Genomic DNA, 14,197 nt, shown 5'->3' with positions numbered 1-14,197 from the left:
CCAGGTAAGGCCCGGGAAGGCGGAACCCGGAAAACTCCGACGGAAGGATGAGGAAGATCTTCATGGAGGACGTGCTGCGTCCACTCATCGTCATCGGCGGCTCCCTCGCCATCACCCTGTTCATCGGCTGGGGAGTCGACTGGCTGCTGCGGCGGATCGACGCCCGGCACCCGGAGACCCCGCTGTGGGACCTGCTGCGCGGCTGTCGGCTGCCCCTCCAGGTGACGGTGTGCACGGCGCTGCTGCGCGGCTCGTACGACACGATCAACGCGGACGCCATCAACGCCCACCAGACGGCCATCGGCCGGCTGCTCAGCCTGGTGCTGATCGCGGCGACCGCCTGGCTGGTGATCCGGGGCTCCGGGGCCATCGTGGAGTCCTCGTACTCGCGCTACGCCGCCAGCGCGCACGACGCGGCGCGGGTGCGGCGGGTGCGCACCCAGGTGACGCTGATCCAGCGGGTGGTGGCCGCGGTGGTCGGGGTGGTGGCGGCATCGGCGATGCTGCTGACGTTCCCCGCGATGCGCGCCGTCGGGACGTCCATGCTGGCGTCCGCCGGAATCCTGGGCATCGTCGCCGGTGTCGCCGCCCAGTCGACGCTGGGCAACCTCTTCGCCGGACTCCAGATCGCCTTCGGCGACATGGTGCGGATCGGCGACACGGTGGTGGTCAACGGCGAATGGGGCACGGTCGAGGAGATCACCCTGACCTTCCTGTCCGTGCGGACCTGGGACGAGCGCCGGATCACCATGCCGGTGTCGTACTTCACCGGCCAGCCGTTCGAGAACTGGTCGCGCGGCGGCACCCAGAAGACCGGAACGGTCCTCTTCCACCTCGACCACCACGCCCCGATCGAGGAGATGCGGGCCAAGCTGCGCGAGATCGTGCAGCAGTCCAAGGCGTGGGACGGCCGGGACTGGAGTCTGGTCGTCACCGACACCAGCCCGAGCACCATCGTGGTGCGGGCGCTGGTGACCGCGCGGGACTCCGACGACGCGTGGACGGCGCGGTGCGAGATCCGGGAGCAGCTGATCACCTGGCTGCGCGAGGAGCATCCGTACGCGCTGCCGCGGATCACGACCGCACCCGCGGTGCAGGCCCAGATGCCCGCCCCGGCACCCACGCGTCCCGAGCGCGAGCGCGAGGACCACTTCGCCCGCTTCGACAACGGCTTCCGCAAGGGCTAGTGCGTTACGGCGACTACAGCGCCCGGCGCATCGCGCGGTGCGGGATGCCGCTGCCCTCGTCGAACTCCGGCCCGAACGCCTCGTAGCCCAGCCGCTCGTAGAACGCGAGCGCGTGCGTCTGCGCCTCCAGGTAGACCTGGGACAGCCCGCGCCGCCCGGCCTCCGCCTCGACGGCCCTGACCAGCCCCGCACCCAGCCCCGTGCCGCGCGCGGCGGGGGCCACGGCGAGACGGCCGAGGGCGGCGGTGGTGGCGCCGTTCACCCCGGCGTGGCCGTACTTCTTGTCGGCGGCCGCGCCGTGCAGAAAGCGGACGGTGCCCACGGGGCGGCCCGCCGAGGAGGCCAGCAGATGGACGGCGTGCGCGTCGTACGCGTCCATCTCCTCCTCCAGGGAGATGCCCTGCTCGACCACGAACACCTCGTGGCGCACGGCATGGCAGGCCGTGAGGTCGCCGTCGGCGACCACCTCGATCGCGTACGGCACGCTCACGCGCTCTCCGCCCGCACGATGTCCAGCGCCCGCTGGAGATCGTCCGGGTAGGGGCTCTCGAACTCGATCCAGCTGCCGTCGGACGGGTGCTCGAAGCCCAGCCGCATCGCGTGCAGCCACTGCCGGGTCAGCTTCAGCCGCTTGGCGAGCGTGGGGTCGGCACCATAGGTGAGGTCGCCGACGCAGGGGTGGCGGTGGGCCGACATGTGCACCCGGATCTGGTGGGTGCGTCCGGTCTCCAGCTTGATGTCGAGGAGGCTGGCGGCCCGGAACGCCTCGATGAGGTCGTAGTGGGTGACGCTCGGCTTGCCGTCCGCGGTCACGGCCCACTTGTAGTCGGCCTGCGGATGACGGCCGATCGGCGCGTCGATGGTGCCGCTGAGCGGATCGGGGTGGCCCTGGACCAGCGCGTGGTAGCGCTTTTCGACCGTACGCTCCCGGAACTGCTGCTTCAGCAGGGTGTAAGCGCGCTCGGACTTGGCGACGACCATCAGCCCGGAGGTGCCCACGTCCAGCCGGTGGACGATGCCCTGGCGCTCGGCGGCGCCCGAAGTGGCGATCCGGAACCCGGCGGCCGCGAGCCCGCCGATCACGGTGGTGCCGGTCCAGCCGGGGCTGGGGTGGGCGGCGACGCCGACCGGCTTGGCGATGACCACGATGTCGTCGTCGTCATGGACGATCTCCATGCCCTCGACGGGCTCGGCGACGACCTGGACCGGCGGCGCGGCCTGCGGCATCTCGACCTCGAGCCAGGCCCCGCCGGAGACCCGGTCGGACTTTCCGGCGACGCTGCCGTCGACCTGCACCTTCCCGGCGGCGGCCAGCTCGGCCGCCTTGGTCCGCGAGAAGCCGAACATGCGGGCGATCGCGGCGTCGACGCGCTCGCCCTCCAGTCCGTCGGGTACGGGCAGGGTGCGGATCTCGGGAATCGTACTCACCCATCGAGTATGACGGACCGCGCGGACCGGTTCGTACGCCCGTCGGATACCGCCCGGCGTCAGTCCTTGTGGACCGTGCCGTCCGGGTCCAGACCGCGGAACGACAGGATCACGATCAGGAAGCCGCCGCACACGATCGCCGAGTCGGCGAGGTTGAACACCGCGAAGTGGGCGGGCGCGATGAAGTCGACGACCGCCCCCTGAAGGTCGCCGGGCGCCCGGAAGACCCGGTCGGTCAGGTTGCCGAAGGCGCCGCCGAGCAGCATGCCGAGCGCGATGGCCCAGGGCAGGCTGTAGAGCTTGCGCGCCAGCCGCGCGATGACCACGATCACCGTGGCCGCGATCACCGTGAAGACGATGGTCATCGCCTCGCCTATGCCGAAGGCCGCGCCGCGGTTGCGGATCACCTCCAGCTGGAGCCAGGTGCCGATCACCTCGACCGGAGCGCGGTGCTCCAGCTTCTCGACCACGGCCAGCTTGCTGCCCAGATCCAGGAGGTACGCGAATGCGGCGACCGCGCTCAGCACCCCGATCCGCCGCCTCTTCCCGGCTCCGTCCGCGGGCCCGGCAGCGCTGGTCCCGGCGCCCTCCTCGGCCTTCCCCGCGTCTGGCGTACCGATGGCCTGCTCCGCCTCTGTCAACGTGTGTCCCTCATCGTCCGGGCCAGTCTCCCCCTGGCTCAGACGAGGGTACGGCACAGGCGTGCGGACGGTCAGCGGCGCTCCTGACGCTGTTTGCACTCGACACACAGCGTGGCGCGCGGGAACGCCTGCATCCGGGCCTTGCCGATCGCGTTTCCGCAGTTCTCGCAGAGGCCGTAGGTCCCGGAATCCAGCCGCTCCATGGCGCGCTCGGTTTGCAGCAGCATCTCGCGGGCGTTCCCGGCGAGGGCCATCTCGTGCTCGCGCGTGATGTTCTTGGTGCCGGTGTCGGCCTGGTCGTCGCCCGCGCCGTCGCCGGAGTCCCGCATCAGCCCGGTGATCGCCTCCTCGGAGGCGAGGATCTCGGTGCGCAGCCGCCCGGCCTCGGTCAGCAGCTCGGTGCGCGCCTCCTCCACCTCCTCCGCGGACCAGGGGTCCTCACCGGGGCGTACGGCGAGATCGGCGGGGTCAACGGGGCCGTCGGCCACGCGTGCCTTGGGCACGCCGGACGGCGCGAACGACGCCTGCTTCGCGGCCGGCGCGCCGCCCGGGCTCTTCTTCGCAACCACTTTCCTGGCTCCCGTCTTCTTCGCGGGCACCGCCTTCTTGGCCGGTGCGGCCGACGCGGTCTTCTTGGCCGTGGCCTTCTTGACCGCGGCCTTCGTGGTCTTCTTGGCCGCCGTGGTCTTCTTGGCCGCGCTCTTCTTGGTGACCTTGGTGGCCTTCGCGGCCTTCTCGTCCGAGCTGTTCCTACCGGCCGTGGCGCTCTTCTTGGCGGACGCGGCCTTCGTCGCCTTCGCCGTGCTCTTCTGCACGGCGGTCTTCCTAGCCACCATGGCCGCGGCCCCTTCACATATTGTGATCTTGCTCGCGAATCGTTCCGGAACGATAAATCGACTCCGGGTGCGCGGCAACGGGGCACGCCGCCCGATTCGCCCGGCTTGCCCGTACGACAACCCGGTCTCCACCGTTGTGCCCCACCCGCCGCCCGGTAATCCGGCCCGTAACCGGTACCGGAGAGTGACGTGCGACGGCTCCCGGACTCCAGCACCCGGCGTATCGGCATTCGGGTCATCTCGGGTCCCGCCCGTCCCCCGGTCGGCGCAGCCGGATAAAGCGGTCGGCCGCGGTCCGTCCGGCCCCGTACACTGGGCGCAGCGAAAGGCGTGGATGGGGACGAGTAGCGTCGTAGGCGGCCAGGAGCGACCCGGGGACGGTGTGAGCCCGGGGGCGAGCGCGATGTGAAGGATCACCCCGGAGCCGCCGGAAGAACGCCCGCACCGGGCCAGTAGAACCGGCATCGCGACCCCAATGAGGGGGCCGGGAGCGCACCGCTCGCGGCCAAGGAGGGTGGTACCGCGGGAGCGCTCATGGCTCTCGTCCCTCCGACGGAAACGACGAGACGTATCCGCCGGAGGACGTATTCCGATGACGCAGTACCGCCAGGTGCCCGCCCAGGTCGACCTGCCCGCCCTCGAGCACGCCGTGCTCGACTTCTGGCGCGAGAACAAGATCTTCGCCCGCACCCTCGAACAGTCCGAGGGGCGGCCGGAGTGGGTCTTCTACGAGGGCCCGCCCACCGCGAACGGCATGCCGGGCGCCCACCACATCGAGGCCCGCGTCTTCAAGGACGTCTTCCCCCGCTTCCGCACCATGCGCGGCTACCACGTCGCCCGCAAGGCGGGCTGGGACTGCCACGGCCTGCCGGTGGAGCTGGCGGTCGAGAAGGAGATGGGCTTCAACGGCAAGAAGGACATCGAGGCGTTCGGCATCGCCGAGTTCAACGCCAAGTGCCGGGAGTCGGTCACCCGGCACACCGACGCCTTCGCCGAGCTGACCCAGCGCATGGGCTACTGGGTCGACCTGGACGACGCGTACCGCACGATGGACCCCGAGTACGTCGAGTCGGTGTGGTGGTCGCTCAAGGAGATCTTCAACAAGGGCCTGCTGGTCCAGGACCACCGGGTCGCCCCCTGGTGTCCGCGCTGCGGCACCGGTCTGTCCGACCACGAGCTGGCGCAGGGCTACGAGACCGTCGTCGACGCCTCGGTCTACGTCCGCTTCCCGCTGACCTCCGGCCCGCTGGCGGGCGAGGCGTCCCTGCTGGCGTGGACGACCACCCCGTTCTCGCTGGTCGCCAACCTGACCGTCGCCGCCCACCCCGATGTGACCTATGTGGTCGCCACGGACGGCAACGAGAAGCTGGTCGTCGCCGAGTCGCTGGTCGAGCAGGCGCTCGGCGAGGGCTGGCAGACCACGGGCCAGAGCTTCACCGGCGCGGAGATGGAGCGCTGGACGTACCAGCGCCCCTTCGACCTGGTCGAGATCCCCGACGCGCACTTCGTCGTCAACGCCGACTACGTCACCACCGAGGACGGCACCGGACTGGTCCACCAGGCGCCCTACGGTGAGGAGGACTTCAAGAGCAGCCGCGCCTACGGGGTCCCGATCGTCAACCCGATCCGCACGGACGGCACCTTCGAGGAGGAGCTGGACCTGGTCGGCGGCCAGTTCTTCAAGAAGGCCGACGAGGCGCTGGTCCGGGACATGGACGAGCGCGGGCTGCTGTTCAAGCACCTGGCGTACGAGCACAGCTACCCGCACTGCTGGCGCTGCCACACCCCGCTGATCTACTACCCGCAGCCGTCCTGGTACATCCGCACCACCGCGATCAAGGACCAGCTGCTGCGGGAGAACGAGCGGACCAACTGGTTCCCGGACTCGGTCAAGCACGGCCGCTTCGGCGACTGGCTCAACAACAACATCGACTGGGCGCTCTCCCGCAACCGCTACTGGGGCACCCCGCTGCCCATCTGGCGCTGCGAGGAGAACCACCTGACCTGCGTCGGCTCCCTCACCGAGCTGTCCGAGCTGACCGGCACCGACCAGACCGGGCTCGACCCGCACCGCCCGTACATCGACGAGGTCACCTTCGGCTGCCCCGCCGAGGGCTGCTCGCTCACGGCCGAGCGGGTGCCGGAGGTCATCGACGCCTGGTACGACTCGGGTTCGATGCCGTTCGCGCAGTGGGGCTACCCGTACCGCAACAAGGAGGTCTTCGAGAAGCGCTACCCGGCGCAGTTCATCTCCGAGGCCATCGACCAGACCCGCGGCTGGTTCTACACGCTGATGGCGGTCGGCACGCTCGTCTTCGACCGGTCGAGCTATGAGAACGTGGTCTGCCTCGGTCACATCCTGGCCGAGGACGGCCGGAAGATGTCCAAGCACCTGGGCAACATCCTTCAGCCGATCCCGCTCATGGACCAGCACGGCGCCGACGCCGTGCGCTGGTTCATGGCCGCGGGCGGATCGCCGTGGGCGGCCCGCCGGGTGGGCCACGGCACCATCCAGGAGGTCGTGCGCAAGACACTGCTCACCTACTGGAACACGGTCGCCTTCCAGGCCCTGTACGCCCGCACCTCGGGCTGGGCCCCGTCCGCCGCCGACCCGGCCCGGGCCGAGCGCCCGATGCTGGACCGCTGGCTGCTGGGCGAACTGGGCACGCTCACCGAGCAGGTCACCCAGGCGATGGAGGCGTACGACACCCAGCGCGCCGGACGGCTGCTGTCGGCGTTCGTGGACGACCTGTCCAACTGGTACGTGCGCCGCTCGCGCCGCCGCTTCTGGCAGGGCGACGCGGCCGCGCTGCGCACCCTGCACGAGGTCATCGAGACGGTCACCCGGCTGATGGCCCCGCTGGTCCCGTTCATCACCGAGCGCGTCTGGCAGGACCTGGTCGTCCCGGTGTCCCCGGATGCCCCCGACTCCGTCCACCTGACGTCGTGGCCGGAGGCCGACCAGGCCATGATCGACCCGGCCCTCTCGGCGCAGATGGCCCTCGTACGGCGCCTGGTGGAGCTGGGCCGGGCCACTCGCGCCGAGTCCGGCGTGAAGACCCGCCAGCCGCTGTCGCGCGCGCTGGTCGCCGCGTCCGGCTTCGACGCCCTCGGGCCGGAGCTGCGCGCCCAGATCGAGGAGGAGCTGAACGTCTCCTCGCTCGCCACGCTGAGCGAGGTCGGCGGCTCGCTGGTCGACACCACCGCCAAGGCCAACTTCCGCGCCCTCGGCAAGCGCTTCGGCAAGGGCACCCAGCCGGTCGCCAAGGCCATCGCGGACGCCGACGCGGCCGCGCTGTCGGTCGCCCTGCGCGAGGGCACCGCCTCGGTCGTCGTGGACGGCGAGCCGGTCTCCCTCTCCCCCGACGAGGTCATCATCACCGAGACCCCGCGGGAAGGCTGGTCGGTCGCCTCGGACTCCGGCGCCACGGTCGCCCTCGACCTGGAGATCACCCCGGAGCTGCGGCGCGCGGGCCTGGCCCGCGACGCGATCCGGCTGATCCAGGAGGCCCGTAAGAACAGCGGCCTGGACGTGGCCGACCGCATCGCCCTGCGGTGGCAGTCGTCCGACGACGACCTCCGCCAGGCCCTCACGGACCACGCGACCCTGATCGCGGACGAGGTTCTCGCCACGGACTTCGCCTCCGGCGAGGCCGACGCCGCGTACGGCACCCCCTTCGAGGACCAGCCCCTGGGCCTGACCTTCCGCCTCCGCAAGGCGTAACGCGGACGGGGGTCCGTACCCCAAGCGCCGGACGGGCTGATTTTCAGCCCGTCCGGCGCCTGAGGACCGGGGGTTCGGGGGCGGAGCCCCCGGGTCGGGAAGGGGCGGGTCGGGGAAAAGCCCCCCATCCCCCCGCGCACGGCAAAGGGCTGGCCCCGGGAGCGATGCTCCCGGGGCCAGCCCTTTGTGATTGCCGAAACGCTTACGCGTACCGCGTCAGTTGTCGTCCTCGTCGATGAGGAAGCCCCGCATCGGGCTCGGCGCCTGCTGCATCGGCTGCGGACTCTGCGGCCGCACCGGTGCCATCGGCTGGGTCATGGCGGGAGACATCTGCTGCTGCCCACCGTACGACGGCGCGCCGCCGTTCTGGTTGTGGCCGCCGCCCATCGACTGGTTGCCGCCCATCGTGTGGCCACCCATCGAGCCGGCACCCGAGGAAGCCATGGACCCGCTCATCGAGGGGGACGGCGGCAGCGACGCGGTCGCCGGGGTACGCGGCGGGGCGAGCGAGTCGTCGGACTGGTTCTCCAGCTGGCGCAGCTGGCTCTCCAGGTACGACTTCAGCCGCGTGCGGTACTCGCGCTCGAAGCCGCGCAGGTCCTCGACCTTGCGCTCGAGCGTGGCACGAGCGGACTCCAGGGAGCCCATCGCGACACGGTGCTTCTCCTGCGCGTCCCGCTCCAGCGCGTCCGCCTTGGCGCGGGCGTCCCGCTCCAGGCCCTCGGCGCGGCTGCGGGCCTCGCCGACGATCTTGTTGGCCTCGGAACGAGCCTCAGCGATCGCCTGGTCGGCGGTCTGCTGCGCGAGCGAGAGCACGCGCGCGGCGCTGTCGCCGCCCGGGCCCTGACCCGGCTGCGGCAGCTGCGGGCCACCAGGACCGCCGGGGCCACCGGGACCGCCCATCGGGCCACCCATGGGCCCGCCGGGACCCATGGGACCGCCCTGGCCCATCGGGCCGGGACCACCGGGACCACCAGGACCGCCCTGGCCCATCGGGCCGGGACCACCGGGGCCGCCCTGGCCCATCGGACCGGCCGGCAGCTGCGGGGCGCCGCCCGGAAGCTGGGGCGGGCCGCCCATCTGCTGCTGCTGTTGCTGCTGCTGAGGCGGCGGGCCGGGCTGGCCCTGCTGCTGCGGCGGTCCGGATATGGCGGCGGGAACAGGCGCGCCGGGTCGCTCCTGCTGTTCCGGAGGTTTGCGCATGCCTTGTTGCTGCTGACTCTGTGCGGCGGCCCGGGTGGCTGCGGCCAGCTTGGCCCGCAGGTCCTCGTTCTCCCGCAGCAGCCGGGTCAGTTCGGCTTCGACCTCGTCGAGGAAGGCATCGACCTCGTCCTCGTCATAGCCTTCTCGGAGGCGGACGGTCGTGAACTGCTTGTTCCGCACGTCCTCGGGGGTCAACGGCATCTCTACTTCACCTCAACGTAGTCGTCGGCAATCGGCAAGACCGTATCGTTCACACCCTGCTCGCAAAATTGCTCACGACGGTGATCAGGATCCAGACGATGATCATCAGCACGAAGAAGGACAGGTCGAGCGCCACACCCCCGAGACGCAACGGCGGGATGACCCGCCGCAGCAGCTTGAGTGGCGGATCGGTCACAGTGTAGGTGGCCTCGAGGATGACCACCATCGCCCTACCGGGTTGCCACGAGCGTGCGAACTGGAAGACATAGTCCATCACCAGCCGGAAGATCAGCACGATCAGGAAGCAGTACAGCGCGATGTAGATCACCTGTAGTGCGATGCTCATCTCGCGCGTCCCTCTCCCCTGTTTCGTACGCGGCCTTGCGGCCTCGGATGACTCGGTGTTGCCGTGTTGCGTCTCAGCTCTGGTTGAAGAACCCGCCCTCTGCGATACGGGCCTTGTCCTCCGCCGTGACATCGACGTTAGCAGGAGACAACAGGAACACCTTCTGCGTCACCCGCTCAATGCTCCCATGGAGACCGAACACGAGTCCGGCGGCAAAGTCGACAAGTCGCTTCGCGTCCGTGTCGTCCATCTCCGTCAGATTCATGATCACCGGGGTGCCCTCACGGAAGTGTTCCCCGATAGTACGGGCCTCGTTGTAGGTCCGGGGGTGCAGTGTGGTGATGCGGTACGGCTCCCGCTCGGACACAACCTTGGGCATGATCACCGGTGCGTTCTTCTCCAAGTTCTGACGTTCAGGTGTGATAGACGCCACGGGGGCAATTCGCGCGGGTTGTCTGCTTTCCGTCACAAGCGGAGCCGGTTCACGCTGTGCGGGGGGATGGACCACTCGCACAGATTCACCCCTGTCCGGCCGGGGTTCGGTCTCCGCCGCCGGATGACGCCGACGCTCCCGCTCGGGCTCCGGCTCGGGTTCGAATTCGTCGTCGGGGTCGAACCCCCGGCCGTCGTACCCATCGTCCTCCACGAGGCCGAGGTAGACCGCCATCTTGCGCATCGCGCCGGCCATTCTCTGCGTCCTCCGCTCTGTGGTGGATCGGCTCCGCCACCGGATGCCCTGGATCCACGTGGCCTGCCCGCCTTTTGGCGGGAATGACCATATTTTTTGCTGTGGTCCGACTTCTTCGCGACGTTACCGGAGCCTGGGTCGGACTCCGAGTACCGCGGTGCCGACGCGCACATGTGTCGCTCCCGCCGCAACCGCTTCTTCCAGATCTGCGCTCATTCCCGCGGAGACCATGGTGGCAGCAGGATGAGCCACGCGCAGGCCGGATGAGATTTCCATCAGCCGGCCGAACGCCGCCCGCGGCTGGTCCGCGTAGGGACCGGCCAGCGGCGCCACGGTCATCAGGCCGTCCAGCCGCAGTCCGTCGGCCGCGATCACGGCCTCGGCCAGGGCGCCGACTCCGTCCGGAGCGATGCCGCCCCGCTGACCCCGCTCCCCGGAGTCCGCGTCGAGCGCCACCTGGATCAGGACACCCAGCTCGCGCGCGGCCCCCACGGCCGCACCCGAGAGGGCGTCGACCAATCGCTTGCGATCAACCGACTGCACCACATCGGCATAACTGCACACAGAACGCACCTTATTGGTCTGCAATTGCCCGACAAAGTGCCAGATCAGGGGCAGATCGGCGCATTCCGCAGCCTTGGGAGCGGCCTCCTGGTCGCGGTTCTCCGCGACGTGCCGGACGCCGAGTTCCGCGAGCAAACGGACGTCGCTCGCCGGGTACGTCTTGGTGACCACGATCAGGGTCACCTCTTCGCGCTCGCGACCGGCGGCGGCGCAGGCGGCAGAGATACGTTCCTCCACCCGGGCCAGGTTCGCGGCCAGTTCCGTCTTGCGATCCGTCACAGCTCAGCCGTCCCACCAGACATAGCTCGCGAGCCGCCCCGTCGTGCGGTCGCGCCGGTACGAGAAGTGGTCCGCGGATTCCAGCGTGCAGATGTGAGATTGTCCATCCATCTCCACACCGGCGCGGGCGAGTTGGGCCCGCACCCCCGCCGCCACGTCCACCGCCGGGGTGCCCCAGCTGGTCTCTGCCCAGGACTCGGGCACCGTCTCGGCGACCTCGGCGCGCATGGCCGGGGGGACCTCGTAGCACCTGCCGCAAACGGAGGGACCGGTTCGGGCCACGATCCGGGCCGGGTCCGCGCCCTGAGCCGTCATCGCCTCGACCACCGCCGGGACCACCCCGGCGACCAGGCCCGGCCGTCCCGCGTGGGCCGCACCGGCGACACCGGCGACCGGATCGACCAGCAGCACCGGGGTGCAGTCCGCGGTGAGGACGGCGAGGGCGAGCCCCCGACGCGCCGTCACCACCGCGTCCACGGCGGGGACCTCACCCGTCGTCCAGGGGCCCTCGACCACGGCCACGTCCCGGCCGTGCACCTGGTTCATCCAGACGACGGAGGCCGGGTCCAGGCCGAGCGCCTTGGCCGCCAGCTCGCGGTTGGTCCGTACGGCCTGGGGGTCGTCGCCCACCGCGCCGCCGAGGTTGAGCTCGTCATACGGAGCGGCGCTCACCCCGCCCCACCGGTCGGTGAAGGCGAAGTGCGCGCCGCTGCCGTCGTGCTGTTGCGCTATCACTGCGGAATCGCTTCAGCGTCGCTGTGGAGCCATGGGAGGCTCACTTCAGGAAGTCCGGCACGTCCAGCTCCTCGGCCTGGCTGTCCTGGTACGGACGGGCCGGCGGGACCTGCGGGGTGGACACCGGGGGCGCCGGCGGAACTTCGGCGACCGGAGCGGGCTCCGCCGGGGCGGGCTCCTCCTCACGCGGAGTGACGCTGCCGAGGCCGCCGAAGGACGGACGGCCGGGCTCCGGGGTGGCCGGACGGGGGGCCTGGCTGCCCGCGCTCTCCTCGCGGCCGCCGCTGTACGAACCCAGCACCTTGTCGCGGTTCTGGTTCTTCGCGGGCGGCTGGCCACCGTCGAAGCCCGCGGCGATCACGGTGACCCGGACCTCGTCGCCGAGCGCGTCGTCGATCACCGCGCCGAAGATGATGTTGGCCTCGGGGTGGGCGGCCTCGCTCACCAGCTGGGCGGCCTCGTTGATCTCGAACAGACCGAGGTCGGAGCCACCGGAGATGGAGAGCAGCACGCCGCGGGCGCCGTCGATGGACGCCTCCAGCAGCGGCGAGGAGATCGCCATCTCGGCGGCGGCCACCGCGCGGTCGTCGCCGCGCGCCGAGCCGATGCCCATGAGCGCCGAGCCCGCCTCGGACATCACGGACTTGACGTCCGCGAAGTCGAGGTTGATCAGGCCGGGGGTGGTGATGAGGTCGGTGATGCCCTGAACACCCGACAGCAGCACCTGGTCCGCCGACTTGAACGCGTCGAGCACGCTCACCTGGCGGTCGGAGATCGACAGGAGCCGGTCGTTGGGAATGACGATGAGGGTGTCGACCTCGTCGCGCAGCCCCGCGATGCCGTCCTCCGCCTGATTGGCGCGGCGGCGGCCCTCGAAGGTGAACGGACGGGTGACCACACCGATCGTCAGTGCGCCGAGCGAGCGCGCGATGTTGGCGACCACGGGTGCGCCGCCGGTGCCGGTGCCGCCGCCCTCGCCCGCCGTCACGAAGACCATGTCGGCCCCCTTGAGGACCTCCTCGATCTCCTCGCGGTGGTCCTCGGCGGCCTTCCGGCCGACATCGGGGTTGGCGCCGGCGCCCAGTCCACGCGTGAGCTCGCGGCCGACGTCGAGCTTGACGTCCGCGTCACTCATCAGCAGGGCCTGCGCGTCGGTGTTGATCGCGATGAACTCGACGCCCTTGAGCCCGACCTCGATCATCCGGTTGATGGCATTCACGCCACCGCCGCCGATGCCGACGACCTTGATGACTGCGAGGTAGTTCTGCGGTGCTGCCACGTCGAAGGCCTCTCGCCTCGAGTTACGTGTCGCCACCCCGCTGTTGTCGCGGTGCGCCGACTGATGCCGAATGGGACGGTTCCGATTGCCGACCCCAACCCTAACGCTGAAGTTTAGGGTTACCAGTGCCTCTGTTTCCCGGAGTCTTCGGAACAGGACACTAAGTCGACAAGTGGCGCGCGTTCAATGAACACGCCGAACCTCCCGCTTTTCTTTTCACCCTATGTGATCACCCAGTGGTCCAGCCAACCAGGGTCCTGGCCTGCAGCTATCCCCGTCAACTGCGGGACACCGCGGGGGCGCTCGGCGCGCTGACGTCGAAGTGACCGGCGTCGGGCCGCGCTTTCATGAGCGCGGTGAGCGCCTTGGCCTTCGCGGCCCCGCGCTCATCGCTCCCCCAAGCGACCGTACGGCCCCGCGTCAGCTCCAGGGTGATCGAGTCGTACGAGCGGACGCGGACCGAGCGCGTGTCCGTACGGACCTTCGCCGGGAGCCCGACGACTACCCGGACGGCCTCGCGGCGCAACCGCGTCGGGCCGAAATGGCGTGAACTCGGCGACCGGTCCGGCTCCATTTCGAGCAGCGGAACGCCCTTCGGCCGCTCGGCCACCCGGGAGAACCGCACGCCGTGGGCGTCCACTTCGCGGAACTTCCCGCCCTCTTCGACAATCACTTCGGCCTTGCGTTCCGTCACATCAAGACTGATGGTGTGCGGCCATGACCGGGATACATCCACTTTCGCTATCCGCGGGAGCCGCTCGCGGAGCCGGTCCCCGATCACGCCGGTGTCCACGGCGACCAGGGGGGTGTCCAGCGGGACGGCGGCGGCCTTGCGGACCTCGGCCTGGGTGAGCGCGTCGGCGCCGGTGACCGTCACCCGCTCGGCCCGCAGCCAGCTCGATCCGTACAGCAGCCAGCCGGTCCCCCCGCCCAGCAGGGCCGCGGTCACCGCGGCGATCACCAGGGTGCGGCGGCGGGGCAGGCGGAGCCTGCGCCGCACCGCGAAGACGCGCGGGGGCGGGCCGGACGGCGACGTCCTGCGGGGGCCGCTCTCGGCGGTCGTCGGTCCGGCCACGCTCCCTGCCT

At 70.4% G+C, this 14,197-nt stretch carries 13 protein-coding genes; 2 read left to right on the top strand and 11 right to left on the bottom strand.

All coding sequences use genetic code 11. The features are described 5' to 3' along the window. Positions 1–62 precede the first annotated feature (62 nt). Entirely contained in the window at positions 63–1,187 is a 1,125-nt protein-coding gene (locus ACH4TL_RS27215) for a mechanosensitive ion channel family protein (RefSeq protein WP_398320654.1), read from the top strand. 13 nt (positions 1,188–1,200) lie between these two features. Here ACH4TL_RS27215 and ACH4TL_RS27210 read toward each other — a convergent pair whose 3' ends face one another. The 4 genes from ACH4TL_RS27210 to ACH4TL_RS27195 form a co-directional block, all read right to left on the bottom strand. Further along, a complete protein-coding gene (locus ACH4TL_RS27210; RefSeq protein WP_398319993.1) occupies positions 1,201–1,677 on the bottom strand; it encodes a GNAT family N-acetyltransferase in 477 nt (158 codons plus the stop codon). Then, complete coding sequence (locus tag ACH4TL_RS27205; RefSeq protein ID WP_398319996.1) at positions 1,674–2,615, bottom strand: RluA family pseudouridine synthase; 942 nt, start codon at positions 2,613–2,615, stop codon at positions 1,674–1,676. Before ACH4TL_RS27205 ends, ACH4TL_RS27210 begins: the two co-directional genes overlap by 4 nt. 59 nt (positions 2,616–2,674) lie before the next feature. Continuing rightward, the gene (locus ACH4TL_RS27200) at positions 2,675–3,256 is read right to left on the bottom strand and encodes a signal peptidase II (RefSeq protein ID WP_398319999.1); all 582 of its coding nucleotides are present in this window, start codon (positions 3,254–3,256) and stop codon (positions 2,675–2,677) included. Between the two features lie 71 nt (positions 3,257–3,327). Continuing rightward, on the bottom strand, positions 3,328–4,092 hold the full coding sequence (locus ACH4TL_RS27195) for a TraR/DksA family transcriptional regulator (RefSeq protein ID WP_398320002.1): 765 nt from the start codon (positions 4,090–4,092) through the stop codon (positions 3,328–3,330). 592 nt (positions 4,093–4,684) lie between these two features. Between ACH4TL_RS27195 and ileS the strand changes: the two genes are divergently transcribed. Next, positions 4,685–7,816, top strand: a complete 3,132-nt coding sequence (ileS, locus tag ACH4TL_RS27190; RefSeq protein ID WP_398320005.1) for an isoleucine--tRNA ligase — start codon at positions 4,685–4,687, stop codon at positions 7,814–7,816. 216 nt (positions 7,817–8,032) lie between these two features. On the opposite strand, the gene ACH4TL_RS27185 is transcribed toward ileS, so the two are convergent. The 7 genes from ACH4TL_RS27185 to ACH4TL_RS27155 all read right to left on the bottom strand — a co-directional run bounded on the left by ACH4TL_RS27185 (position 8,033) and on the right by ACH4TL_RS27155 (position 14,186). Further along, a complete protein-coding gene (locus tag ACH4TL_RS27185; RefSeq protein WP_398320008.1) occupies positions 8,033–9,220 on the bottom strand; it encodes a DivIVA domain-containing protein in 1,188 nt (395 codons plus the stop codon). 49 nt (positions 9,221–9,269) lie between these two features. After that, positions 9,270–9,566: a YggT family protein gene (locus ACH4TL_RS27180; protein WP_009718667.1), complete on the bottom strand. Its 297-nt coding sequence runs from the start codon at positions 9,564–9,566 to the stop codon at positions 9,270–9,272. Between the two features lie 73 nt (positions 9,567–9,639). Continuing rightward, positions 9,640–10,254: a cell division protein SepF gene (locus ACH4TL_RS27175; RefSeq protein WP_398320011.1), complete on the bottom strand. Its 615-nt coding sequence runs from the start codon at positions 10,252–10,254 to the stop codon at positions 9,640–9,642. Positions 10,255–10,377: 123 nt separating this feature from the next. Then, the gene (locus tag ACH4TL_RS27170) at positions 10,378–11,097 is read right to left on the bottom strand and encodes a YggS family pyridoxal phosphate-dependent enzyme (protein WP_398320014.1); all 720 of its coding nucleotides are present in this window, start codon (positions 11,095–11,097) and stop codon (positions 10,378–10,380) included. Positions 11,098–11,100: 3 nt separating this feature from the next. Next, on the bottom strand, positions 11,101–11,832 hold the full coding sequence (gene pgeF / locus ACH4TL_RS27165; RefSeq protein WP_398320017.1) for a peptidoglycan editing factor PgeF: 732 nt from the start codon (positions 11,830–11,832) through the stop codon (positions 11,101–11,103). A 40-nt stretch (positions 11,833–11,872) separates the two neighbouring features. Further along, the gene (gene ftsZ / locus ACH4TL_RS27160; protein WP_398320020.1) at positions 11,873–13,111 is read right to left on the bottom strand and encodes a cell division protein FtsZ; all 1,239 of its coding nucleotides are present in this window, start codon (positions 13,109–13,111) and stop codon (positions 11,873–11,875) included. 277 nt (positions 13,112–13,388) lie between these two features. Continuing rightward, positions 13,389–14,186 (bottom strand): cell division protein FtsQ/DivIB, encoded by a 798-nt coding sequence (locus ACH4TL_RS27155; protein ID WP_398320023.1) that lies wholly within the window; start codon positions 14,184–14,186, stop codon positions 13,389–13,391. Positions 14,187–14,197 lie beyond the last annotated feature (11 nt).

Origin of the sequence: Streptomyces sp. NPDC021115 (assembly GCF_044333065.1) — a bacterium.
Taxonomy (GTDB): Bacteria; Actinomycetota; Actinomycetes; order Streptomycetales; family Streptomycetaceae; genus Streptomyces.
Note: the sequence above shows the minus strand (reverse complement) of the source record. Positions and strands in the feature narration are given on the sequence as shown.

Excerpts from the sequence above, each read along its gene's own strand:
- ACH4TL_RS27195 (WP_398320002.1), bottom strand. The coding sequence starts at position 4,092 with ATGGTGGCTAGGAAGACCGCCGTGCAGAAGAGCACGGCGAAGGCGACG.
- ACH4TL_RS27185 (WP_398320008.1), bottom strand. The coding sequence starts at position 9,220 with ATGCCGTTGACCCCCGAGGACGTGCGGAACAAGCAGTTCACGACCGTC.
- ACH4TL_RS27180 (WP_009718667.1), bottom strand. The coding sequence starts at position 9,566 with ATGAGCATCGCACTACAGGTGATCTACATCGCGCTGTACTGCTTCCTG.
- ACH4TL_RS27215 (WP_398320654.1), top strand. The coding sequence starts at position 63 with ATGGAGGACGTGCTGCGTCCACTCATCGTCATCGGCGGCTCCCTCGCC.
- ileS (WP_398320005.1), top strand. The coding sequence starts at position 4,685 with ATGACGCAGTACCGCCAGGTGCCCGCCCAGGTCGACCTGCCCGCCCTC.
- ACH4TL_RS27175 (WP_398320011.1), bottom strand. The coding sequence starts at position 10,254 with ATGGCCGGCGCGATGCGCAAGATGGCGGTCTACCTCGGCCTCGTGGAG.